Raw genomic sequence first — 22,656 nt, forward strand, 5'->3', positions numbered from 1 at the left:
ATTTAGTTTAATTTATCAACTAATCGTGGAATACTAACCCGGCCGAAAAAGGGATGCCGCAGTTGGGCAAAAACATCTCTCTCCATAATTTTTTAATTTATTATGCGGCGAAATACCTATAAATTGTGATCACCATCGCAATATTAAAATTAAAAATTATCTAAAACCCATATTTATGATCCACCGCACAGACTCCATGTTCCCACAAAAATAGTCCTAATCCCGGCTCTAATATTGGTCATTTGCATAATGACTTACCCTGGCGCCATTTTTATACTGCCTGCTCAAATTACGGATGGCGATTGATACCTCTTCTTTTTTACGTATCGCGCCGATACCCATTCAACGTATACCCAGTCCCCTACCGACAGACAGTATTTTAATTATGAGGCCTATGGCGGCGGCGACAATTCGCCGGGAATAAATGCCTTAGGCGCGCAGCGTTAACGCGGAGACATCGTATGGCAATCGAGTCCACTTTGGACCAAAAAGGCAGGACCCACGTACGTTATGTGGTGCTGTTATTTATATTTATTATTACGGCGGTTAACTATGCCGACCGGGTTACCCTGTCGATAGCCGGCACAGCGGTGTCCCACGATTTGGGGCTGGATGTGGTCAACCTGGGCATGATTTTTTCATCGTTCGGCATCGCCTATCTGTTGATGCAAATCCCCGGCGGCTGGCTGCTTGACCGGTTCGGGTCGATTAAAGTCTATAGCTACAGTTTGTTTTTCTGGTCATTGTTCACCCTGCTGCAAGGATTCGTCGGGGTACTGTCGGTGCCGATGGCGGTCTTTTCGCTGTTTATGCTGCAGTTCCTGCTGGGCTTCGCCGAAGCCCCGGCTTTCCCGGCCAATGCCCGTATTGTCGCCGCGTGGTTCCCGGCCAAGGAGCGCGCCACGGCGTCGTCGATTTTCAACGCCGCGCAGTATTTTTCCCTGGCGATTTTTTCGCCTTTCCTGGGCTGGCTGGTCTATGCGTGGAGCTGGAAACACGTCTTTACCGTCATGGGCGTCATCGGTTTTATCCTGACGTTTCTGTGGATAAAATTTGTCCATAACCCGTTTGAATCCCCCTACGCGTCGCGCGCCGAGCTGGATTATATCGAGCAGGGCGGCGGCGTGGTCAATATGGACAGCAAAAAGGCGAAGGATAACGGACCGAAATGGAACTACGTTAAGCAACTGCTCACCAGCCGTATGATGCTGGGCATCTTTTTCGGCCAGTATTTCCTCAACACCATTACCTGGTTCTTCCTGACCTGGTTCCCCATCTATCTGGTGCAGGAAAAAGGGATGAGCATCCTTAAGGTAGGCATCATCGCCTCCATTCCGGCGTTATGCGGTTTTGTCGGCGGTATTTCGGGCGGCGTGGTGTCGGATTTCCTGCTTAAGCGCGGCTGTTCGCTTACCTTTGCCCGCAAGGCGCCGATCGTGTTCGGCATGCTGCTCGCATCCAGCATGATCCTTTGCAACTACACCGATAATACGGTGCTGGTGGTGGCGCTGATGGCGCTGGCATTCTTCGGTAAAGGCTTCGGCGCGCTGGGCTGGCCGGTGATTGCGGATACCGCGCCGAAAGAGGTGATCGGCCTGTGCGGCGCCATCTTCAACGTGTTCGGCAATGTCGCCTCCATCGTCACCCCGTTGCTGATTGGTTTTCTGGTCAAGAATCTGCACTCGTTTAACAGCGCGCTGATTTTTGTCGGCTGCTCGGCCATTATGTCGATGCTGTGCTATTTGCTGGTGGTGGGTAAAATCCAGCGGCTGGTGCTGAAAAACGTTCCGGCGTAATCCTGTATAGGGGCGGGCGGGAAACCCGCCCCCCCTCATCCGCCTATTTTCCCTCTCCCCTCCCCCTTGACGCGCCTGGACATCCTTTCCCCGGCCCGTGCCTTTTGCCTGTTGATCAGAAATCGTAGCCCACGGTGGCCACCAGCGAGCGCTCCGCGCCCCAATAGCAATAGCCGGTGCCATAACAGGCCGCCACGTATTTCCGATCGGTGAGGTTATTGGCGTTAAGCTGCACATAGGCCCCCTTCCACTGCGGGTTCCAGGCGGCAAGATCGGCGCGTAGCGAAACATCCAGCAGGGTCACCGACGGCACGCGCCGCGTGTTTTCATTATCTGCCCACTGCCGGCCGATATAACGCACCCCGCCGCCCAGGTTGATGCCGTAATCCGCCTGGTACTGCGCCCAGAGCGACGCCATCTGATCCGGCGTGACATAAGGCGTGTTGCCGTCGTTGCCGTCCACGGCGTCCCTGAAGCGTACCCGGTTATAGGTATAGCCGGCTATGCCGGCCAGACGCTCGGTGAGCTGCGTGCGGGCCTCCAGTTCAATCCCCTGGGAATGTACCTTGCCCGCCGGGACATAATAGCTGCCCTGCACGATACGGTTGGCCACATCTTTTTGCGTCAGGTCGTAAACCGCCAGGGTATACAGCGACGAAGCACCGGGGGTCTGGTATTTTATCCCGGCTTCGTACTGCTCGCTGGTGGTCGGTTTCAACAGGTTGCCGTCGGCGCCGGACAAGGCCTGCGGCGTGACGGCCTGGCTAAAGCTGACATAAGGCGAAATGCCGCTGTCAAAGGCATACAGCAGCGACCCGCGGCCGCTGATATGATCGTCCTGGCGCCAGTAGGTGGTGTCGGTATTGAACGTGGTATTTTTGGCCACGATGCGATCGTATCGCCCGGACAGATCCAGGTGCCATTTATCCAGCGTCATCTCATCTTGCAGATAGACCCCGCTTTGTGAGTAGCGGCGTTTGGCATCGACGCGCGTGACGCCCGGCACGGTCAGGCCGTAGTCGGTGAACAGCCCCGGGCCGCCGCTGACGCCGGTGAGCGCATTGAGCGGGGTGGCGTAGGCGCTGTCGTCCCACAGGTCATTGGTATATTCATGGTATTCACCGCCCAGCACCACTTTATGCTGTAGGTCGCCGGTGCTGAAATCGGCCACCAGCTGGTTATCCATGGCGTAAGCGGCAAGCGAGGACGATTCGCCGGAATAATAGCGGTTAAGCAATGTTCGATCGCTGTTCCAGCCAATCTGGTAAACCTGCTGCTGGTCGACGTTGGCATGGGTATAACTGCCGTTGGAGCGGATTGACCAGACGTCGTCGATGCTATGGTCGAATTCATAGCCGTAGATTTGCTGGCGGCGCTTAAAGGTATTCAGGCTGCTTTCGCCGTCAAAGAACCCGCGGTCCAGCTTGGCGCCGCTGCTGGCGTACAGGCTGCCGTCCGCCGGCACCGCGCTGTGATAACCGCCCGACGGGTCTTTTTGCAGATAGGCTTTTAACAGCAGCGACGTATTGCCGTCCGGCTGCCATAACAGCGACGGCGCGATGGCATAGCGTTCCTCGCGCTGGTGATCGTACTGGGTATCGCTATGGCGCGTGATGCCCGTCAGGCGGAACGCCCATTGATCGCTGACGGCGCCGGTATAGTCGAACGCCGCGCCGGTGGTGGCGTTATTGCCGGCCATCAGCTTGATATGCCCTTCGCTGGCAAAACGGGGGCGTCTGGACGTCATCATCACCAGGCCGCCGGGAATGGTCTGGCCGTAAAGCGCCGACGACGGACCGCGAATCACATCGACGCGCTCCAGGAACCAGGGATCGATTTGCAGGTTGTTATAGCTGCCGCCGTCGCTCATCAACCGCAGGCCGTCCAGGAAGGTATTATTGGTATCGCCGCCGTGGAATCCGCGCAGGGAAACGGTCTCGTAGCGGGTCGCGCCGCCGGCGAAGTTGGTAAATACCCCCGGCGTATAATTCAACGCGCTGTTCACCGTCAGGGCGGCCTGATCGTCCATTTGCCGGCGCGTCACCACCGACACCGACTGGCCGGTGGTAATCAGCGGCTGATCGGTTTTGGTCGCCCCGCGGCTGGTGTTGGCGGTGTAGCCCCGGGTCGGCGCATCGGCGCTGTCGGCCGTCTGGGCCGCGGTAACCACCAGGGTATCCTCGGCATAGGTGAATAACGGCGCCGCGAAAGCGAGTGAACACAGCAGAGTGGAACGTGTTAAGCGCAAGACCCTTCTCATTATATCTTTCCATTGACAGGTGAATGAAATTGAAACTAAATGAGAATTATTATCTTTCTTATTTATTGATTCAAGAAATAATTTAACACATTTAAGGAATTGGCCGGAACGGCAAGGCTTACGCGGGGCGGGATGGCGGCTGCGAGACGTTACTACGCCTCGATACGGCAATGGAAAGGGTTAGTCTAAGATGGCCTGGCGGCGGTAGGCTTAACCCCGTTTTTGCCAGTCGGCAGCGTCTTTTTCTTCTTTTTCTTCTTCTCCTTCATTCGACGCCAGACGCATATTGGCCGATGCCGCGTGCGAGACATAAAGCGCCAGCAGCGCGGCGGCAAACTCATCGTCCAGCGTGTAGAAATAGCATTCGGGTACGTTCAGGATGCGGGCAAACGCACAGCAGGTTTCAAAATTGGGACGATATATCCCATTTTCATACTGACTAATTCTGGAACGGGCGGTGGACTCATCGATGCCAGCCATGACCGCCAGCTTTTCCTGTGTCAGCTGGGCCCTGTGCCGGGCTTCTTTCAGGCGTTTTGGAATCATCTTCAAATATGAGTAAAGTTAGCTTGATAATCTGTTTAGCATCACTTAACATCAGAGTTGTTTAGAATAACTAAACACTTTATAAGAATAGAACACACATCAGGGTTAGGGCCGGTAATTACCGGCCTGATTTTGTGCTATGTGTAACGCCATCATTCCACTCAGTAAATTTCCCCTGCCCGCAAAAATCCCGTGCTTTTAATAATTTCCGAGTTTTTTGATCTTTTCTGATTGCTATGACCGTCACGCAATGTCAATCAGGGGTTTACACCCGGTGGCACAGATTGCCGTGGTAGTAATAATTTATTAATGCCAAAAATTGTGAGCTTAATCACATTGAAACGCTTGCCGCCATCCCGCGCACAATGTTCCGCGGACAATTGCTTGAGATAATTTCAAAACAATGTTTTATTAAAAATAAATAAAAACTATTTTTTTTGAAATACATGAGATCAGTCACAACGGTAACCTCATGAAATTGGTTAGCATTGCCCCTCTTTAACGATGTCACTGGTAAGGAATAACCATGTATAAAATTGCAGGCGCGGCCCTTTTTTCATTGCTGTTGAGCAGCAGCTGTTTCGCCCAAAGCGCCGATGCCACGGCGGTAACCAAGGCGGTGGAAACCATGCGCCAGGCCATGGTCAGCGCCAAGAAAGCCGATCTGGAGAAAGTGGGCGCGCCGACGCTGAGCTATGGCCACTCCAGCGGTAAAATCCAGAACAACGCCGAATTTGTCGATGCCATCGTCACCGGTCAATCCAAATTCCTGACGCTGGATCTCAAAGACCAAACCGTGCAGGTCGACGGCGACGTGGCCATCGTCAGGCATATCCTGCAGGCGAAAACCGCGGACGGCGGCAAGCCGGGCGAAGTGAAAATCGGCGTCATGCAGGTATGGCAGAAAAATGCGGCGGGCGCCTGGAAGCTCCTGGCGCGCCAGGCCTATTCATTGCCTAAATAAACCCCTGCCAGCGCGGCTCTCGGATATGAGGGCCGCTGCGTCGTTTTCCCCGCGCCCACCGGGCTTTCCGCTGTAAAAAAAATGTAACTTTTTGTCAACGCAAAAAGAATTCATCTCCTGCTTTTTAGCCGAGCGGTGAAGTTTTACTGTTTTAAATCAATTGATTAAAAAAATAATTTCTTGTATTTCGCCGTTCAATTCTTTTTACCCGCACCATCCGCCGGCGCGGCTTGTCACAAAACGGTAATGAAATCTCGCGCCGTAGCGGATTAATTGCTATACAGATAACTATCACCCATCCCTTACCGGAAGACCGCCTTGAAACGCTGCTGCTATAGCCGGAGGTATTTCCCTTACTGCCCGATGGAGGGAGAACAATGTCAGCGGAAACCCTGTCGATAGTATTATTTATAGCGGCGGTTATTATTTATTCAACGAAAGCCAAAAAAAATAAATATTTGTTTTCATTAGTGCTGTTTGTTTTAGGTATTTATATTCTGCTTAATTTAGTCAGGGTCGCCAGTAATTACTTTACCGGCGCCGGCATCAATGATTCGGTGCTGTATACCCTGACCAGCAGTTTAACCGGCGCCGGATTAGGCAAGTACATCCTGCCCTTTGCCGGTTTCATCCTGGCTTCCCTGCTGGTGTTCAGCCTGATGTCATGGCTGTTGCTATTCAGAAAAGCCGGCGGCGGCCGCACGGCTTACGGCCTGCTGGCTCTCGTTTTGGCCGTGGTCGCCGTGATTGCCACGCCGGCCAGCGGTGAAATTGCCGGCCTGGTTAAATCCCAGTTGGCAAGCGGCGATACGGACTTTAATACCTATTACAGAACCCCGTCCAAAACACTGGCGAAAGACAGCCCCAACCTTATTTATATCTATGCCGAAAGCCTGGAAAGAACCTATTTTGATCAGGACGCCTTTGCCGGTTTAACCACCGAGCTTAACAGTCAGAAAAACGATGCTATAGATTTCAGCAATACCACCCAATTGCCCGGCACCGGCTACACCATTGCCGGAATGGTGGCGTCGCAGTGCGGCATTCCGTTATTCGCCCCCTTTGACGGCAATGCCTCAAGTTCGTTATCGACCTTTTACCCCCATGATATTTGCCTGGGCGATATACTGCAGGCTTCCGGTTACGATACCTATTTTTACCAGGGGGCCGATATGGCGTTTGCCGGTAAAGGCCTGTTCCTGAAGTCCCATGGTTTTGAGCATATCTATGGTTTCCAGGAGCTTAAGGGACTGGTCAAGGATCCCGACTACCGCAACGAGTGGGGCTGGTATGACGATACCCTGCTGGATCTGGTCTATGATAAATTTATTGCGCTGTCGCAACAAAAACAGCGGTTTGCCTTATTTGCGCTGACCGTCGACACCCATCATCCGGACGGATATATTTCGCGATCCTGCATCAATCGCTCCTATGCGTATGACAATATGGAAAACAGCTCCCTAAGCGCCGTGGCCTGCAGCCAGGAGCATATCGCGGGGCTTATCAAAAAAATCCGCGCATCGGGCTATTTCAAAAACACGGTGATCGTGGTGTCTTCCGATCACCTGGCCATGAACAATACCGCCTATGATATTTTAAATCAGCACGACAGAAAGGATCTGTTCTTTATCCTGCGCGGCGACAAGGAGCAGCCCCAGGTCAGTAATGTTAAGCGCAGCACGCTGGATAACGGCGCGACTGTATTGGATGTGCTGGGGGGCGATAACTATATCGGCCTGGGCCGGAGCAGTTTATCCTCCACATCGTTATCAACCTATTTTTTAAATCTCGATGATAAGATAACCGCATGGATACCGGATGTTATCCGGCAGTGGGATTTCCCGACCAAGATAAAAAAATATAAAATTGATGTAAATGCCAAAACCATCGGCTTTTCCGGCGTTCAATTTAAAATACCGTTGATTTTAAAAATTGATAAAAATAATATTGAGCCGATGTTCGACGTGTATTTATCCGCACCGTTAAAACAGCAATTGGCGAAATTGAATGCCCGGGATAAATTTTTATGGATTGATGACTGTAATAAAATGGCCGATATTTGGGATCCATCGCTGAGCCAGGTAACCAATTATTGTGTCGCCGTCGGCAACCTGAGCACCCAGCCGAACATCGTTAAAATCGACTCCGACGTGTATCGCGGCAAGGTGTCGTTCAAAAAACTGCCGCAGGGCGATGAGGCGCAGTTTGAGCAGACCGTCGGCAGACTGAACTTATCCGCTCCCGCGACAAATTAACCCCCTGGCACCGGACGGGGGTTGCAGCGCCGGTGATAGCGCCCGCCGGTTTAGCCTGCCGCCCCTGTCCCGGCGATAAAATGCCGCAGCGATGGTTATTTATTAAACATCCTCATGCTGCGGTTTGATAAAATATCCCGCGCCACCGGCTTCAATTCATTTCTTATTGTCTTGAGTAATAATTATTATTCTTATTTAAATCGCGCGCGGTGCCGCGCCCACGCCCCGTGTTCACTGGCATAAATGCCCGCCGGCCACTGGCCCGATAGGTCATAAGTTATTCTTATGCTTAGTGGTGATAAACATATGCTTTTTTATACGTGGTTAATTATCGTTGCCTATGTAATATTCCTCAGCAGAAAACCAGCGCCATGGAATAACCCCATGAAGTGGTTAAATTATATTAAAATTATATCAAGGAAAAGCAAATGGCCTTATTCATTAATAGCCGGCCTTCAGCGTTATCGCTGCTGACTGTGTTAGCGTTAGGCAGTATCGTCTCCGTTGCCGCCCATGCCGACCAGTTGGCCAATATCAAGCAGGCCGGCGTTATTCGTGTCGCCACCTTCGATTCCAACCCGCCGTTTGGTTCCGTCGATGCCAAAACCCATAATATCGTCGGTTACGACGTGGACTTTGCCAAGGCGCTGGCAGACGCGCTGGGCGTGAAGCTGGAGCTGGTGCCCACCAATCCGGCCAACCGCATTCCTCTGCTGCAGTCGGATAAAGCCGATATTATCGTGGCCGACATTACCATCACGCCGGAGCGGGCCAAGGTCATTGATTTTTCCATTCCCTATTTTGTCACCGGGCAGCAGTTCCTGGTGCCGGTAAACTCGCCGGATAAACTGGACGGTTACGCCAACGCGCGTATCGGCGCGGTAAAGGGCACCACCGGCGAGCAGGAATTGCATCATCGTTTCCCGAATGCGCGCGTCTTGTCCTATGATGATATTCCGCTGGCGCTGACGGCGCTGCGCAACGGCAACGTGCAGGCCATCACCCAGGACAGCACCATCCTCGCCGGCCTGCTCGACGGCGCGCCGGATAAAGCCAAATATAAAGTGCTGCCGGAGCTGCTGAGTAAAGAAGAGATAGGCGTCGGGGTGAAAAAAGACGAGACCGCGTTGCTCACCTTCGTTAATAACGAGCTGCTGAAACTGGAAAAAAACGGCCAGGCTACCTCCATCTATAATAATTGGTTCGGACCCCAGACCAAATCGCCTCAACCGCGTCTGTTTACCATAACAGCGAAATAATCAGGCTGAATCAATGCAATCCCAGTACGACAATCTGCAACCATCCGCCGCCCCGGTGGCGGATACCCCTGCCCCACATGCCATCCCCGCCGTCGAGTTCCGCCAGGTTGATAAATTTTTCGGCCCCCACTACGTGATCCGCCAGGTGGATTTCAGCGTCGGACGCGGCGAGGTGGTGGCGATTTGCGGCCCCTCGGGGTCGGGGAAATCCACCCTGATACGCCTGATCAATCAGCTGGAAACCGTAAGCGGAGGTGAAATCCTGATCGACGGTCATCCCACCTCGGCGTTGAAAGGCCGCGCGCTGCGTGAACTTCGCACCCATATCGGTTTTGTGTTCCAGCAGTTTAATCTCTACGGCCATCTTAACGCCCTGGATAATGTCAGCCTGGCGCTGATCACCGTGCACGGCTGGACGCGGGCGAAAGCGCATGACAAAGCGCAGAGTCTGCTGGAGCGGGTGGGATTGGGCGATAAGGCGTCTTTTCTGCCGTCCCAGCTGTCCGGCGGCCAGCAGCAGCGGGTAGCGATTGCCCGCGCCCTGGTCACAGACCCGACGCTGATTCTTTTTGATGAGCCGACCTCGGCGCTGGACCCGGAAATGATCGGCGAAGTGCTGCAGGTAATGCAGGAACTGGCCCATAGCGGCATCACCATGGTGGTGGTCACCCATGAAATGAGCTTCGCCCGCAAAATAGCCGATCGGGTGGTGTTTATGGACGGCGGCGTCATCCTGGAGCAGGCCGACCCGGAGACCTTTTTCAGCGCGCCGGTGCATCCGCGCGCGCAGCGTTTTTTGCAGAAGGTGCTTAATCCGCTGCATGCGCGCCTGGAGGAGAGCTGATGGCCTGGCACCTGGATTGGGCCGGCGTGCTGACCGGCCAGCCCTGGCAATGGATCCTGTCCGGCTTTGCCGCCACCTTGTACGTCACCTTGTTCGGTTGCCTGGCGGCGACGCTGATAACCCTATTGATGCTGGCGCTGCGCCTGGCGCCGGGGCCGATTGGCCGCGCCCTGGCGGCGGCGTTTGTCTCGGTGTTTCGCAACACGCCGCTGCTGGTGCAATTATTGTTCTGGTATTTTGCCGCCTGGGGCGCGCTGCCGCAAGGCGTGCGCCTGTACATCGGCGATATGCACCCCTGGTCGATTCTGCCGGGCAACGTCCTGTGGCTGGCGCCGGAATTCCTTTGCGCCGCCTGGGGATTGTCGCTGTTCTGCGCGGCGTTTTTGCTGGAGGAAATCCAGGCGGGGTTGAACTCCGTGCCGCCGGGACAAACGGAGGCCGCGCTATCGCAAGGGTTCAGCCAGTGGCAAATCCTGCGCCATGTGCTGTTGCCGCAGGGACTGCTCAATGCCTGGCAGCCCCTGGTCGGACAATACCTGAACCTGATGAAGCTTTCGTCGCTGGCCAGCGGCATCAGCTTCGCCGAATTGACCTATCAGATAGGCCGGGTGGAGAGTTTTAACGCCCACGCGCTTGAGGCGTTTGCGGTGGGCACCGGGCTTTATCTGCTCTTGGGCGTGGCGATGGGATCCCTGCTGATATATATGGGCCCAAAGCGCCGCGACGGCAGGCAACCGCTGTTGCCCGCGGCCGGCCTCGATGCGCCGCCGGCCGGCAATCCGATAAGCGGAGCTCGCCATGACCTTTAATATCGACGTGATCCTCGCTAACCTGACCTACCTGCTATGGGGACGCCTGGCCGACGGCCAGCCGGGCGGCGTGCTGCTGACGCTGATGATGGCGCTGTGCGCCGGCGCGCTGGCGCTGGCGCTCGGCGTCACGCTGGCGTGCCTGGCCTGGCGCTATCCGGGCTGGACGCGCCGGGCGCTGTTTATCTGGGCTGAAATCATTCGCGGCATACCGCTGATTTTTGTTATCTTCTGGCTGTTTTTCCTGCTGCCCATCCTGTTCGGCGGCTCGATACCCGGTCCGCTGACGGTGATTCTGGCCCTGGCCTGGTTTACCTCGGCGGCGGTGATGCATACCACGCTCGCCGGCCTGAACGCCCTGCCTGCGGGACAGGTGGAAGCGGGCCTTGCCTCGGGACTGGGCGAGTGGCAAATCCTGCGCCGGGTTTTATTGCCGCAGGCCATGCCCAATCTGCTGCCGTCTTATATCGGGCTGATGGTCTCCCTGATCAAGGACACCTCGCTGGCGTTTATCGTTAACGTGCCGGAGCTGACCACCGTGGCGGGCCAGGTCAATAACCGCGAACAGATCTATCCCACCGAGATTTTTGTCTTTATCGGCGTCATTTATTACCTGCTGTGTTATGGCCTGTCCCTGCTGGCCACCCGACTGGGCGCGCCGAAGCCGCTGTCCCGGTAGCGCCCCGCCCGGCGCGTGGGCGGATGCTGCGCCAGCCTTACCCGGCGCGGGCGCAATCGCCGGATTCGCTCCCGCGCCGGGCACCATTACAGCATATGGCGCCGGGCCTCGGTCCGCACCCGGTGAAGCACCCGTTGTTTAATGTCGCTGTAGCCGGGGGCCTGCGCCAGGGTCTCGATATCCCGCTGCGGGCCGAACGGCACCCGCACTTCCTCAACGATTTTCCCCGGCCGCGCCGACATTACCAGGATACGGTCGGCGAGAAACAGCGCCTCTTCCACATCGTGGGTGACAAATAAAATCGTCGTGCCGGTTTGCTTCCAGGCGGCGCGCAGCAGTTCCTGCATCATCATCCGGGTTTGCGCGTCCAGCGCGCCGAAGGGTTCATCCATCAGTAATATTTCGGGGTCGGGCAGCCAGGCCCGCGCCAGCGCCACCCGCTGCTTCATGCCGCCGGACAGCTGCCAGGGCGCATGCTGCTCAAAGCCCGCCAGTCCCACCCGCTGAAGCCAGGCATTGGCGTCGGCATCGGCCGCCGCCTTTTTCCGGCCCGCCATGCGCGCGCCGAAGGTGACGTTAGCCAGCACCGACAGCCAGGGAAATAAATTGGGCTGCTGGAACACCATGCCCCGGCTGGGATGCGGCCCCTTGACCGGCCGACCCGCGCACAAGATCCGCCCTTGCCGTACCGGCGTAAAGCCGGCAATCATATTCAGGATGGTGGATTTGCCGCAGCCGGAGGGGCCGAGCAATACCACGAACTCCCCGGCGGCCAGTGACAGCGAGACATCGTCCAGCACCGTCAGAGGCGCCTGCCTGCCGGTAAAAACCTGCGTAATATGCTCAACAGCGATATGTGCCGTCATGCGTCCTTCCCCGCCCAGGGCACCAGCCATTTCTGTACTCCCACGATCGCCAGATCCAGCATATAACCGATGGCGCCGAGCAGCAGGATGCCTATCATCACGATATCGGTGCGCAGATAGGCGCTGGCGTTGATCACCATCCATCCCAATCCCGACGTAGCCGCCACCAGTTCGGCGGCAATCAGCGACGTCCAGCCGACGCCGATGGACAGCCGCACGCTGGTAAACAGCTCGGGCAAGGTATCCGGCAAGACCACCCGCCAGAAAATCTGCCGGCGCGAGGCGCCCAGCGTCTGCGCTACGCGGATGCGGGCATCGCCGATGCGCTCCACCGCGGCGGCGGCGCCCACCACCACGCTCAGAAAAGTGGCGATAAAAATAAGGAAAAATTTCGACGACTCGCCAATACCCAGCCAGACCACCGCCAGCGGAATAAGGGCGATTTTCGGCAAGGGCCGCAAAAACTGCACAAACGGGTTGAGCGCGGCGGCGATGGGCGCCGACAACCCCATCAACAGCCCCAGCGGGATGCCGCACACGATGGCGACGGCAAAAGCGCTCAGCGCCCGCGCCAGGCTCACCGCGATATGCTCCCAAAGCGGCACCTGGCGGTAGCCGTCGCGCAACAGCTCAACCGTGGTTTCAGCCAGATCCGACAAAGGCGGCAGCAATAGCGGGTCGACCCATCGCCGTTCCCCGGCGATTTGCCAGAGCAGGAAAAACAGCGCCACCGAGACGACGCTGATGGCAAGATGATGAACAACTTTCATAACGGTATTTATTTACCCGCGGCCTGGCGAATATAGCTGGAATTAATCGCCCCGTTCCAGGTGGCCGGGATATCCCGTTGACGTACCTCGCCGGTGCTCTCCAGGAAATGGGCGGTCTTATTCACCGCCTGCCCGATGCCGCTGGCGTCGGTATTGGTGCCGTCGCCCAGCCAGGCGGCGGTGCCCTGCTCGGCGATGGAGGGATATTCCAGGCCGGACAGGGTATTGGTGGCGGTGGTGACGGGCGCGCCTACTTCCCGGGCGACAATGGCGGCGGCGGCATCGGGGTCGCGGCGGAATTCATCCACCTTTTGCTGATGTACCTTCAGGAAGTTGGCCACGATCTGAGGATATTGCCGGGCAAAGGCTTTGCGTACCACATAGTTGTTATAAATCAGATAACCGTCCTTTTGCAGATCCCTGGTGGCGAACACCTGATGGCCGCCGGACGCTTCCAGCTCCTGGGCAAAAGGCGCCCAGACATAACCGGCGTCGATATCGCCGCGTTTCCAGGCCGCCACCAGTTCCGCCGGGCGCAGCGGGATCAGGGTGATCTTGCCGCGATCGAGTTTGTGCACTGCTATCGCCGCTTCCAGCGCGTACTGGGACGTGGAGTTGGGCGGGTAGCCCACACGTTTGCCCTCGATATCCTGCAGGCTATTGATGCCCCGTTTGCCGATCAGGCGCTCATAGGTGGCAATGACGCCGGAAATGCCGACGATTTCCACCGGCAGCTTGCGCACGATGCCGGCGGTGGCCGGGCTGGAACCAAAATTGGCGATATCGATGGCATCGCTGGCGAAATAATTCAGCGCATCGGCGCCCGAGGCGAACTGCACCCACTTCACCTTGGTGCCCAGCGCTTTTTCCAGACTGCCGTCCGCCTTCGCCAACATCAGCACTTGCGAACCGCCGCTGTAGGCAATCCGCACTTCCTGCGGCACCGCCGCAGCGGCAAAGGCCGGGGATAATGACATTAACCAGCTGGCCGCGCCAAACGCCGCCGTTATTATTTTATGCATAAAATATCCTGTGAAATGAAAGCGAATCATTTTATTGTTAGGCCAGTAGCACGGGGCACAGTATAAAGGCAAAGGCTCTGCCTTATTTAGCTAAGATATGAATATTCAAAGTGAATAACTGACTATATGCCGGCCAATACGCTCAACGCCGTCGATATGGCCATAAATTAGGCAGTCGTGAAAAATAATTCTTCTTCTCTTCCGTCAACGCTGTAGAAAAAGAGAATATTATTTCATCAATCTCTTTTCAATAGACTGAAATTTATACTTTTTATATTTTTGACTTGATTATAACCAAATAATAGGACCCCACGAATTGGGCGCTTTGGTAATATTCCGCTTATTTCTAAAAAATAACCGCACGGCAACCTTCGTCCAGAAATTCACTAAGGTTATGCGCTATTTTCATTTTAAGCTCAATTGCGAAATAGTGTATGGTTTTGCGCATGTCCTAATACTATTTATCTCATTATGAGGTTACCCATGACCACCGATACCCTGATCAAACGGATTGACGATGCCATAGATCGGCAGCGGGAAACGTATATTGCCGTCAGCCAGGATATACATGCGCATCCGGAAACCGGCAATAATGAATATTACGCCAATAAGATCCTTACCGGCCTGCTGACCGCGGCGGGATTTACGGTGACATCCAACGTGGCCGGGCATGAAACCGCATTTCACGCCGTCAGGGATAGCGGCAAACCCGGGCCGACGGTGGCCTATCTGGCGGAATACGACGCCCTGATCGGCATCGGCCATGCCTGCGGACACAATATTATCGGCGTGACCAGCATCGCCGCCGCCATTGCGCTCGCGGAAACCTTGCCGGAAACCGGCGGCAAAATCGTGGTATTGGGCACCCCGGCGGAGGAAGGCGGGCTAAAGGGACCGGGCGGGCGAAACGGCAATGTCAAAGCCCGTTTTGTCGAACATGGCTTCCTGCGGGGAGTGGACGCGGCGCTGATGATCCATCCCGCCGGCCGCACGCGCCTGTCGGGCCCGTCGCTTGCCAATAATCATCTTTATTTTAATTTTTACGGCAAGCCTTCCCATGCGGGCAGTTCCCCGCATCTGGGCATCAACGCCCTGGACGCGGTGGTGCTGCTCTATAACGGCATCAGCGTACTGCGCCAGCAGCTGCCGGCGAGCGTTCGGGTACACGGCATTATTACCGATGGCGGCCAGGCCCCGAATGTGATCCCGGAATTCGCCGCGGCGCATTATTACATCCGCGCCAATACCCGCGAGGAAGTGATAGCCCTGGAGCCGCGCATCCGCGCCATTGCCGAGGGGGCGGCGCTGGCCACCGGCACGCGCGTGGAGATAGAACACCAGGTGGGTCCGCGCGATTTTCGCATTAACCACACCTTGAATACCCTGCTGCTGGATGTCCTGTCCGCCCATGGCGAACAGGTGGATCTCACGCCCAAAGAAGGTCTGGGGTCCACCGACGCCGGCGATATCAGCCATGCCGTGCCTACCGCGCATCCCTATATCAAGATAGGTCCCGATGACCTGATAGGCCATACGGTGGCGTTTCGCGAAGCCGCCAATTCCCCACGCGGCTACCAGGCGCTGGTGACCGGCGCCCGGGTGCTGGCTAAAACCGGCTACCGGCTGCTGACCGACGCGCATCTGCTCGAACGTATCAAGCAGGAGCAAGCATGAGCTTAATCAATACCATGCGGTTCCATGCCGCCCTGTTTTTACTGTGCGCGGCCCTGCCCGGGTACACCGCCCCGGCCACCGGCGGCGGCGCCCTGAATATCGCCTACGGCAACCGGCCCGGCACCCTGGATCCTTATCTGACCACCAATAACGCCACCTCGGATGTCGACCGCCATATTTTCGAAGAGCTGTTCGTGATTAACGATAAGTTCGAGCCGGTGCCGGAACTGGTCGATCATTACCAGCTCAGCGACGATCGGCTGGTGTATACCTTTACCCTGCGCGACCATATCGTGTTCCAGAACGGCCAGCCGCTGACCGCGGACGACGTTGTCGCCTCCATGAACCGCTGGCTGGCGTTGTCCACCCAGGGTAAAGCCAACCTGCCCGGCGCCGCCTTTACGAAAATCGACCCGTTGACGGTGCAATTGACCCTGAAAACGCCGTCGCTTATCACACTGAATATTCTGGCCGATGTGAAGAATATTGCCGCCATCATGCCAAAAAGCATCATAGATAAGGCCAACGAGACGAAAAGCCCGGTGACCGAGCTGATTGGCACCGGTCCCTACCAGCTGGCGGAGTTCAAACAGGGCGAATTTCTGCATCTCGCCCGCTTTGACGGTTATGTTTCCCGCATTGAACCGGCCAGCGGCCTGGCGGGCAAAAAAAACGCCTATGTGAAAGATATTTTTTTCCGGTATGTTACCGATGAATCCACCCGGCTGGCCGGCGCGCTGACCGGCGAGTACGATCTGGTGTTTAACCTGCCCAAGGACAATATCGACCAGCTTAAACAGGCGCCGGGCATTCAGTTATTTGCCCCGGAATCCGGCGGTTCGCTTATCACCTATTTGTTCAATAAGAAAACCGGACCCTTCGCCGACGTCAAGCTGCGCCAGGCGTTTAATACCGCATTGGATGTCAACAGCGTCCTGCTGGCCGGCTATAGCGACCCGCGTTTTTTCAGCGCCGATTCCTCCCTGGGATTTCCGCAGCAGGTGGATTGGTATAGCGGGGCCGGCAAACCTTACTATAACGTCAATAAGCTCGACGAGGCCCGCAGGCTGGTCAAGGAATCCGGCTACCAGGGGCAGGAGGTGGTGATTATCGCCACCAAGGAATATGCCGAACTCTACAACCTGGCGATCGTGGCCCAACAGGTGCTGAAACAAATCGGCGTTAAATCCCGGCTGGATGTCTATGACTGGCCGACGGTATTGCAGCGCCGCCAGGACCCGAAAAATTTCGATCTCTGCGCCCTGGAATTCTCCATGCGCCAGGTACTGCATCAATATCCCTTCCTCGACTCGCGGGCCAATTTCCCCGGCTGGTCCAACAGCCCGGACATCGACAGCGTTCTGGATCGCATTAAGCAGGCGCCCTCGCTACAGGATGCCAAACCGCTGGTGGACCAACTGCACGTCCTGACCTGGCAATACCTGCCGGTGATTGTGCTGGGCCATACCCAGCCTGAACCCATTGCCGTCAAGGACGGCGTCAAGGGCTACGCGGACCTGATCGGCCCGATTTTATGGAATGTGCAGGTCCCGGATAAATAACCTTTGCCCGGTCGGTTTTTTAGCGGCCCGCTGCCGGCCCGGTTACGGCGGGCAAGGATAAACAAATGGTATGGTATGCGTTACACCGGCTGTTGGCGCTGATCCCGGTATTGCTGGTGGTGGCGGTGGTGGTGTTCTGCCTGGTGCATCTTGCGCCGGGCGATCCGGTGCTGGTGGTCCTCGGCAATGACGCCCGGCCGGAAGACGTGCTGGCGATGCGCGCCAGGCTCGGCCTTAACCGGCCGCTGGTTGAACAGTTCTGGCTATGGTTTTCCCGCATCCTGCAAGGCGATCTGGGGTACTCCCTGTTTATGCGGGAAAGCGTGATCACGCTGTTCATGCAGCATCTTAAACCCACGCTATCGCTGGCGTTGCTGGCGCAGGGCATGGCCATGCTGCTTGGTATCCTGGGCGGCATCGCGGCGGCTTACCGGCGCGGGCGCTTTACCGATCGCCTGATTATGGCGCTGGCGACCTTCGGGCTGTCGATTCCGGGCTTTTTACTCGGCCTGTTCCTGATTTTCTTTTTTGCCGTCCATCTGCGCTGGTTTCCGGTGATCGGCTATAAATCCGGCCAACTCAGCCTGTGGCAAAACCTGCATTACCTGTTCCTGCCGGCGCTGGCGCTGGCCATCCGCATCGCCGCCCTGCTGGCGCGCATGACCCGCGCGGTCATGCTGGACGTGCTTCATGAGAACTACATCAAGACCGCGCGGGCCAAAGGCGTTCCCGAACGGGGGGTATTGCTGCGCCATGCGTTTAAAAACGCCTGGATCCCGGTACTGAATATCTGCGGCGAATCCTTTGGATCGCTTATCACCGGCGCCATCGTGATTGAAAGCGTGTTCGGCATTCCCGGCGTCGGGTCATTGATTATCGATTCCATCGAGCGGCGGGATTTTACCGTGATCCAGGGGTCGGTGCTGCTGATTACCACCAGCTACGTAGTGATTAACCTGCTGGTCGATCTGTCGTTTGGGTGGATCGATCCGCGCCTTAAGGTGAAGGCATGATGCGCCGCCATCCCGCTTTTTCGCACCGCATGGCGCCCGCGCCATGGCAACCAGGAGGGCCGCGCCATGACGGTATTGTCGCGTCATAAAATGATGCTGGCCGGCGGCGTGATACTGCTGCTGCTGGTCGTGCTGTCGCTGGCCGCGGGGTATTTCAGCCCCTACGATCTTTATGCCCTCGATCCGCTCAGCCGGTTAAAAAGCCCGACCGCGCAGCATTGGTTCGGCACCGATAACTTTGGCCGCGATGTGTTGACGCGCGTGGCCTACGCCATTCGCATCTCCCTGCTGGTGGGCATGTCGGTCGCCGCGGCCGCCGGGGTATTCGGCTTGATAACCGGCCTGCTGTCCGCCTGGTACCGGCCGGTGGATCTGATCGCCATGCGCGTTTGCGACGGCCTGTTTGCCTTCCCTTCCCTGTTGCTGGCCATTGCCATCGTCGGCATCCTGGGGCCGAACACCCTGAATGTGGTATTGGCGCTGTCGCTGGTATATATCCCCTCCATCGCGCGGGTGGTGCGCTCGGCGGCGCTGGTGATTAAGGAAAAGAATTATATCGAGGGCCTGAGGGCCCAGGGCGCCACCGACGGGCGCATGATCTGGCGCCATATCCTGCCGAATGTGATGTCGCCCTTTATCGTGCAGATCACCTTTATTTTTTCCGTGGCCATTCTTACCGAGGCGGCGTTAAGTTTTCTCGGCTCCGGTGTGCCGGCGCCGATGCCCAGCCTGGGCAATCTGCTGCTGGAGGGTAAAAAAGTGATCTTTACCTCCTGGTGGATGACCTTTTTTCCCGGCATCTCGATCGTTATCCTGATCTTAGCCCTTAATATCCTCGGCGACGGCCTGCGCGACCTGCTGGATCCCACCATCCGCCCCTTGCCGCGACGCGTGCTGGGCATGTTAAGAGACAGGCCTTAGCGTTATGGCAGACAGTATGATACCCGGCGCCCCGCTGCTGGCGGTGAATGACCTGGTGGTCAAAATAGCCACTGAACAGGGCGTCGTCAGGCCGGTGCGCGGTATTTCTTTCGCCGTGAAGGCGCATGAAACCCTGGGCATTATCGGCGAATCCGGCTGTGGTAAAAGCGTCACCGCCGAAGCCGTTATGGGGCTGCTGGACCCCCGCATCACCGAGGCGCAGGGCAGCGTACGCTTTAACGGCCGCGATTTGCTGGCGCTATCGCAGCGCGAGCGGCGCGCCATCCAGGGCAATACCCTGTCGATGGTTTTCCAGGATCCGCTGTCGAGTTTAAACCCGCTCTTTACCGTCGGCCGCCAGATCGGCGAGAGCCTCCAACTGCACGCCGACCTGTCCCGCCGGCAGCGGGCCGCGCGGGTGATGGCGCTGCTGGAACAGGTGGGCATCCCGGATCCGGCGCGTTGTTGCGCCGCTTATCCCCATGAAATTTCCGGCGGCATGCGCCAGCGGGTGATGATTGCCATGGCCGTGGCCTGCCATCCGGCGCTGCTTATCGCCGATGAGCCGACCACCGCCCTGGATGTGACGATTCAGGCGCAAATCCTGCAGTTGCTGGAGTCGCTTAAGGCCGCCAACGGCATGGGCATCATTTTGATTACCCATGATTTGTCGGTCGTCGCGCAAATGTGCCAGCGGGTAATCGTCATGTATCTGGGTGAAGTGGTGGAGGAAGCCGACGTCATGACCTTATTCGACCGGCCCCGGCACCCCTATACCCGGGGTTTGATGGCGGCAATCCCGTCGCTGCGCGGCGCGCGTCAATCCCGGCTGACGGAAATCAAGGGCAGCGTGCCCCCGCTTACCGACAGCCCGGCCGGCTGCGGCTTCGCCCCCCGCTGCCCGTTTGCCGGCGCCATATGCCGGCGTCATCCGCCGCTGGCGGCGATAAGGGATGGCGGCGCGACCGCCGGCCCGGAGGCTTCGCGTCATGCCGTGCGCTGCTGGAAAGCCGAAGAACTCGACCGGGAAACAGTATTATGAACCCAACTGCCGTTTACCCGCCGCCGCTGTTGCGCGTTAGTCATCTGACGAAAAAATTCAAAGTCCGCCAGGGCCTGCGCACTCGCTGGATCACCGCGGTGGATGACGTTAGTTTTCATGTTGATGAGCGGGAAACCTACGCCTTGGTGGGTGAATCCGGCAGCGGCAAAAGCACGACCGGCAGGACGCTGCTGCGGCTCACCGACGCCAGCGCGGGGCGCGCCGATTTTGCCGGCCGCGATATTTTCAGCCTGTCGGCGGCGCCCCTGCGCGCCCTGCGCAAAGATATACAGATGATATTCCAGGATCCGCTGTCCTCCCTGGATCCCAAGCGTACCATCGGTTACAGCGTGGCGGAGCCGTTAATTATCCACGGTATCGGTAATAGCGCCGAACGCGAGGCCCGCGTCGGGCAACTGCTCGCCAGGGTGGGTTTCAGCCCGGCGGACGCCAAACGCTATCCGCACGAATTTTCCGGCGGACAGCGCCAGCGCGTGGGCATCGCCAAGGCGCTGATCCTCAATCCCCGGCTTATCGTCTGCGACGAGCCGGTCTCGGCGCTGGATGTTTCGATTCAATCGCAGATCCTGAACCTGCTGCTGGAACTGCAGCGGGAAAATGGTCTTGCCTACTTATTTATCGCCCACGATCTCAGCGTTGTGCACCATATCGCCGATCGCATCGGCGTCATGTACCGGGGACGCCTGGTGGAGGAAGCGCCGGCGGATGCGCTGTTTGCCGACCCCCGGCATCCCTATACCCGCTATCTGCTGGCCTCGATACCGCCGTCGCATCCGCGTTTGAAAACCGTCGCCGCCACGCCCGCCCTCCGCGCCGATACGGGGCCGCATACGGGCCGGGGCTGCGTCTTCAGCGGCAAATGCCCGCACGCGATGCCACGCTGCTTTACACAGTTGCCGATTGATCGCCGCGTCGGCGACAGGCATCATGTTGCCTGCCATCTTGCCGGCTGATCGGCGCGCGCCGCAACGCCGGGGCGGGCGGGCATGTTTTCTAACCAATCTGGATTGTCATGGCCATTGTGAAAGATAACCACCCTGAACAGGCTTTACCGGTCGCCCGCGCCGGCCGCAAAGTGCTGGGCGCGGCCAGCCTGGCGCATTTATATCATGATGGCGCGACCGACATGCACTACCTGCTGTTTGCCGTGTGGCAGCAGCAGTTCGGCCTGTCGATGATGCAAATCGGGCTGCTCAAGACGCTGTTTTCCGGCTCGCTGGCCGTCTGGCAGATTCCAGCGGGTGAACTGGGCAAAGCGTTTGGCGAGCGCAGGCTGTTAATCGCCGGCACGCTGCTGTTGTCCGCGGCGTTATTTTTATATGGTTTCTCCGGCGGCATCCTGCCGCTGATGGCGTTGATTATCGTGGGCGGCATGGGCGCCAGCGTGCAGCACCCGTTGGCATCAAGCTATATTTCACAGTATTTTACCGTCCGGCAGACCCGGCTGGCGCTAAGCACCTATAACTTTTTCGGCGATGTCGGCAAGTGCCTGATTCCCAGCGCCATTTCTGGTTTATTGTTACTCATCGCCTGGGGCTGGTCGGTACGGGTCATCGCGGTTGCGGGCATCCTGGTGGCCGTCGGCCTGCGCTTTTTGTTGCCCCAACGCGTTGCCGGACAAGCCGGCGTTGCGCCGTCGCCGGGACGGGAAGGCGCCGCCTATCAGCCGCTGCCCCGCGTCCCCGAGGCCAGACGCCGGTTAGCCTTTATCTCCTTATGCGTTATCGGCAGTCTGGATAATGCCACGCGCGCCGGCACCCTGACGTTCCTGCCTTTTTTACTGGCCGCCAAGGGCGCGACGCCCGCCGGCGTCGGCTTTGCGCTGACCACCATTTTTATCGGCGGCGCCTGCGGCAAATTAGTCTGCGGCGCACTGGCGCCCAGGCTTGGGGTATTACGCACCGTGGCCGTCAGTGAAATATTCACCGCCGCGCTTATTATTGCTCTGTTATTTACCCCGTTAACCGCCAGTTATCTGTTGCTGATTCCGTTAGGCATCGCGCTAAACGGCACGTCTTCCATCCTGTACGGCACCGTGGCGGAACTCGCCAAACCCGGCCAGCAAACCCGCGCTTTTTCCATTTTTTATACCATCTCCCTTGGCTGCGGCGCCCTGATGCCTATCGTCTACGGCGCGCTCGGCGATCGTATTGGTATCGTTCCCGCGCTGAATATCGTGGCGCTGTTGCTTATCGGCGTGCTGCCGCTGCTACTGCCGTTAAGGGTCATCAGCAAATAAAATTTTGCGGATGATGGATTAAAAAAAAAAGGATTTTCGCCCTCCAGCGGTTATATTCTACCGATAGTTCAGCGGCCTTACGGCAACCCATGTTCTGTCCGCCGCTGTTTATTT

18 protein-coding genes and 1 pseudogene are annotated in these 22,656 nt (G+C 57.3%); 14 read left to right on the top strand and 5 right to left on the bottom strand.

Going from position 1 to position 22,656, the window contains the following annotated elements; translation table 11 throughout:
• Positions 1 to 461: 461 nt before the first annotated feature.
• A complete protein-coding gene (locus ABUK12_RS07475; protein ID WP_410015689.1) occupies positions 462 to 1,796 on the top strand; it encodes an MFS transporter in 1,335 nt (444 codons plus the stop codon).
• A gap of 115 nt (positions 1,797 to 1,911) precedes the next feature.
• Here ABUK12_RS07475 and ABUK12_RS07480 read toward each other — a convergent pair whose 3' ends face one another.
• Both ABUK12_RS07480 and ABUK12_RS07485 read right to left on the bottom strand, forming a co-directional pair.
• Positions 1,912 to 4,056, bottom strand: coding sequence for a TonB-dependent siderophore receptor (locus tag ABUK12_RS07480; RefSeq protein WP_410015690.1), 2,145 nt, complete (start codon positions 4,054 to 4,056; stop codon positions 1,912 to 1,914).
• 300 nt (positions 4,057 to 4,356) lie between these two features.
• Positions 4,357 to 4,602 (bottom strand): annotated as a pseudogene (locus ABUK12_RS07485) (helix-turn-helix transcriptional regulator); the annotation flags it as partial.
• A gap of 526 nt (positions 4,603 to 5,128) precedes the next feature.
• Between ABUK12_RS07485 and ABUK12_RS07490 the strand changes: the two are divergent.
• The 6 genes from ABUK12_RS07490 to ABUK12_RS07515 all read left to right on the top strand — a co-directional run bounded on the left by ABUK12_RS07490 (position 5,129) and on the right by ABUK12_RS07515 (position 11,412).
• A complete protein-coding gene (locus ABUK12_RS07490; RefSeq protein WP_410015691.1) occupies positions 5,129 to 5,566 on the top strand; it encodes a nuclear transport factor 2 family protein in 438 nt (145 codons plus the stop codon).
• A 377-nt stretch (positions 5,567 to 5,943) separates the two neighbouring features.
• Positions 5,944 to 7,821 (top strand): phosphatidylglycerol--membrane-oligosaccharide glycerophosphotransferase, encoded by a 1,878-nt coding sequence (gene opgB, locus ABUK12_RS07495; RefSeq protein ID WP_410015692.1) that lies wholly within the window; start codon positions 5,944 to 5,946, stop codon positions 7,819 to 7,821.
• Between the two features lie 428 nt (positions 7,822 to 8,249).
• The gene (locus tag ABUK12_RS07500) at positions 8,250 to 9,080 is read left to right on the top strand and encodes an ABC transporter substrate-binding protein (protein WP_410015693.1); all 831 of its coding nucleotides are present in this window, start codon (positions 8,250 to 8,252) and stop codon (positions 9,078 to 9,080) included.
• 13 nt (positions 9,081 to 9,093) lie between these two features.
• The gene (locus tag ABUK12_RS07505) at positions 9,094 to 9,924 is read left to right on the top strand and encodes an amino acid ABC transporter ATP-binding protein (protein ID WP_410015694.1); all 831 of its coding nucleotides are present in this window, start codon (positions 9,094 to 9,096) and stop codon (positions 9,922 to 9,924) included.
• Positions 9,924 to 10,733, top strand: coding sequence for an amino acid ABC transporter permease (locus ABUK12_RS07510; protein ID WP_410015695.1), 810 nt, complete (start codon positions 9,924 to 9,926; stop codon positions 10,731 to 10,733). The genes ABUK12_RS07505 and ABUK12_RS07510 overlap by 1 nt, the downstream gene beginning before the upstream one ends.
• Positions 10,723 to 11,412: an amino acid ABC transporter permease gene (locus tag ABUK12_RS07515; RefSeq protein WP_410015696.1), complete on the top strand. Its 690-nt coding sequence runs from the start codon at positions 10,723 to 10,725 to the stop codon at positions 11,410 to 11,412. Before ABUK12_RS07510 ends, ABUK12_RS07515 begins: the two co-directional genes overlap by 11 nt.
• Positions 11,413 to 11,498: 86 nt before the next feature.
• Here ABUK12_RS07515 and ABUK12_RS07520 read toward each other — a convergent pair whose 3' ends face one another.
• The 3 genes from ABUK12_RS07520 to ABUK12_RS07530 are packed head-to-tail and all read right to left on the bottom strand — an operon-like array spanning position 11,499 to position 14,025.
• The gene (locus ABUK12_RS07520) at positions 11,499 to 12,278 is read right to left on the bottom strand and encodes an ABC transporter ATP-binding protein (protein WP_410015697.1); all 780 of its coding nucleotides are present in this window, start codon (positions 12,276 to 12,278) and stop codon (positions 11,499 to 11,501) included.
• Entirely contained in the window at positions 12,275 to 13,048 is a 774-nt protein-coding gene (locus ABUK12_RS07525; protein WP_410015698.1) for an ABC transporter permease, read from the bottom strand. Before ABUK12_RS07525 ends, ABUK12_RS07520 begins: the two co-directional genes overlap by 4 nt.
• An 8-nt stretch (positions 13,049 to 13,056) precedes the next feature.
• A complete protein-coding gene (locus ABUK12_RS07530; RefSeq protein ID WP_410016578.1) occupies positions 13,057 to 14,025 on the bottom strand; it encodes a glycine betaine ABC transporter substrate-binding protein in 969 nt (322 codons plus the stop codon).
• 528 nt (positions 14,026 to 14,553) lie between these two features.
• On the opposite strand from ABUK12_RS07530, the gene ABUK12_RS07535 reads away from it, so the two are divergent.
• The 7 genes from ABUK12_RS07535 to ABUK12_RS07565 all read left to right on the top strand — a co-directional run bounded on the left by ABUK12_RS07535 (position 14,554) and on the right by ABUK12_RS07565 (position 22,542).
• Positions 14,554 to 15,744: a M20 family metallopeptidase gene (locus tag ABUK12_RS07535; RefSeq protein ID WP_410015699.1), complete on the top strand. Its 1,191-nt coding sequence runs from the start codon at positions 14,554 to 14,556 to the stop codon at positions 15,742 to 15,744.
• Complete coding sequence (locus tag ABUK12_RS07540; RefSeq protein ID WP_410015700.1) at positions 15,741 to 17,306, top strand: ABC transporter substrate-binding protein; 1,566 nt, start codon at positions 15,741 to 15,743, stop codon at positions 17,304 to 17,306. Before ABUK12_RS07535 ends, ABUK12_RS07540 begins: the two co-directional genes overlap by 4 nt.
• A gap of 65 nt (positions 17,307 to 17,371) precedes the next feature.
• Positions 17,372 to 18,319: an ABC transporter permease gene (locus ABUK12_RS07545; protein WP_410015701.1), complete on the top strand. Its 948-nt coding sequence runs from the start codon at positions 17,372 to 17,374 to the stop codon at positions 18,317 to 18,319.
• Between the two features lie 66 nt (positions 18,320 to 18,385).
• Positions 18,386 to 19,240, top strand: coding sequence for an ABC transporter permease (locus tag ABUK12_RS07550; RefSeq protein ID WP_410015702.1), 855 nt, complete (start codon positions 18,386 to 18,388; stop codon positions 19,238 to 19,240).
• Positions 19,241 to 19,244: 4 nt separating this feature from the next.
• Entirely contained in the window at positions 19,245 to 20,282 is a 1,038-nt protein-coding gene (locus tag ABUK12_RS07555; protein WP_410015703.1) for an ABC transporter ATP-binding protein, read from the top strand.
• Complete coding sequence (locus ABUK12_RS07560) at positions 20,279 to 21,256, top strand: ABC transporter ATP-binding protein (RefSeq protein WP_410015704.1); 978 nt, start codon at positions 20,279 to 20,281, stop codon at positions 21,254 to 21,256. The genes ABUK12_RS07555 and ABUK12_RS07560 overlap by 4 nt, the downstream gene beginning before the upstream one ends.
• A gap of 59 nt (positions 21,257 to 21,315) precedes the next feature.
• Positions 21,316 to 22,542, top strand: a complete 1,227-nt coding sequence (locus ABUK12_RS07565; RefSeq protein ID WP_410015705.1) for an MFS transporter — start codon at positions 21,316 to 21,318, stop codon at positions 22,540 to 22,542.
• Positions 22,543 to 22,656: the final 114 nt, after the last annotated feature.

The organism is Sodalis sp. C49 (assembly GCF_046352915.1).
GTDB lineage: Bacteria > Pseudomonadota > Gammaproteobacteria > Enterobacterales > Enterobacteriaceae > Acerihabitans.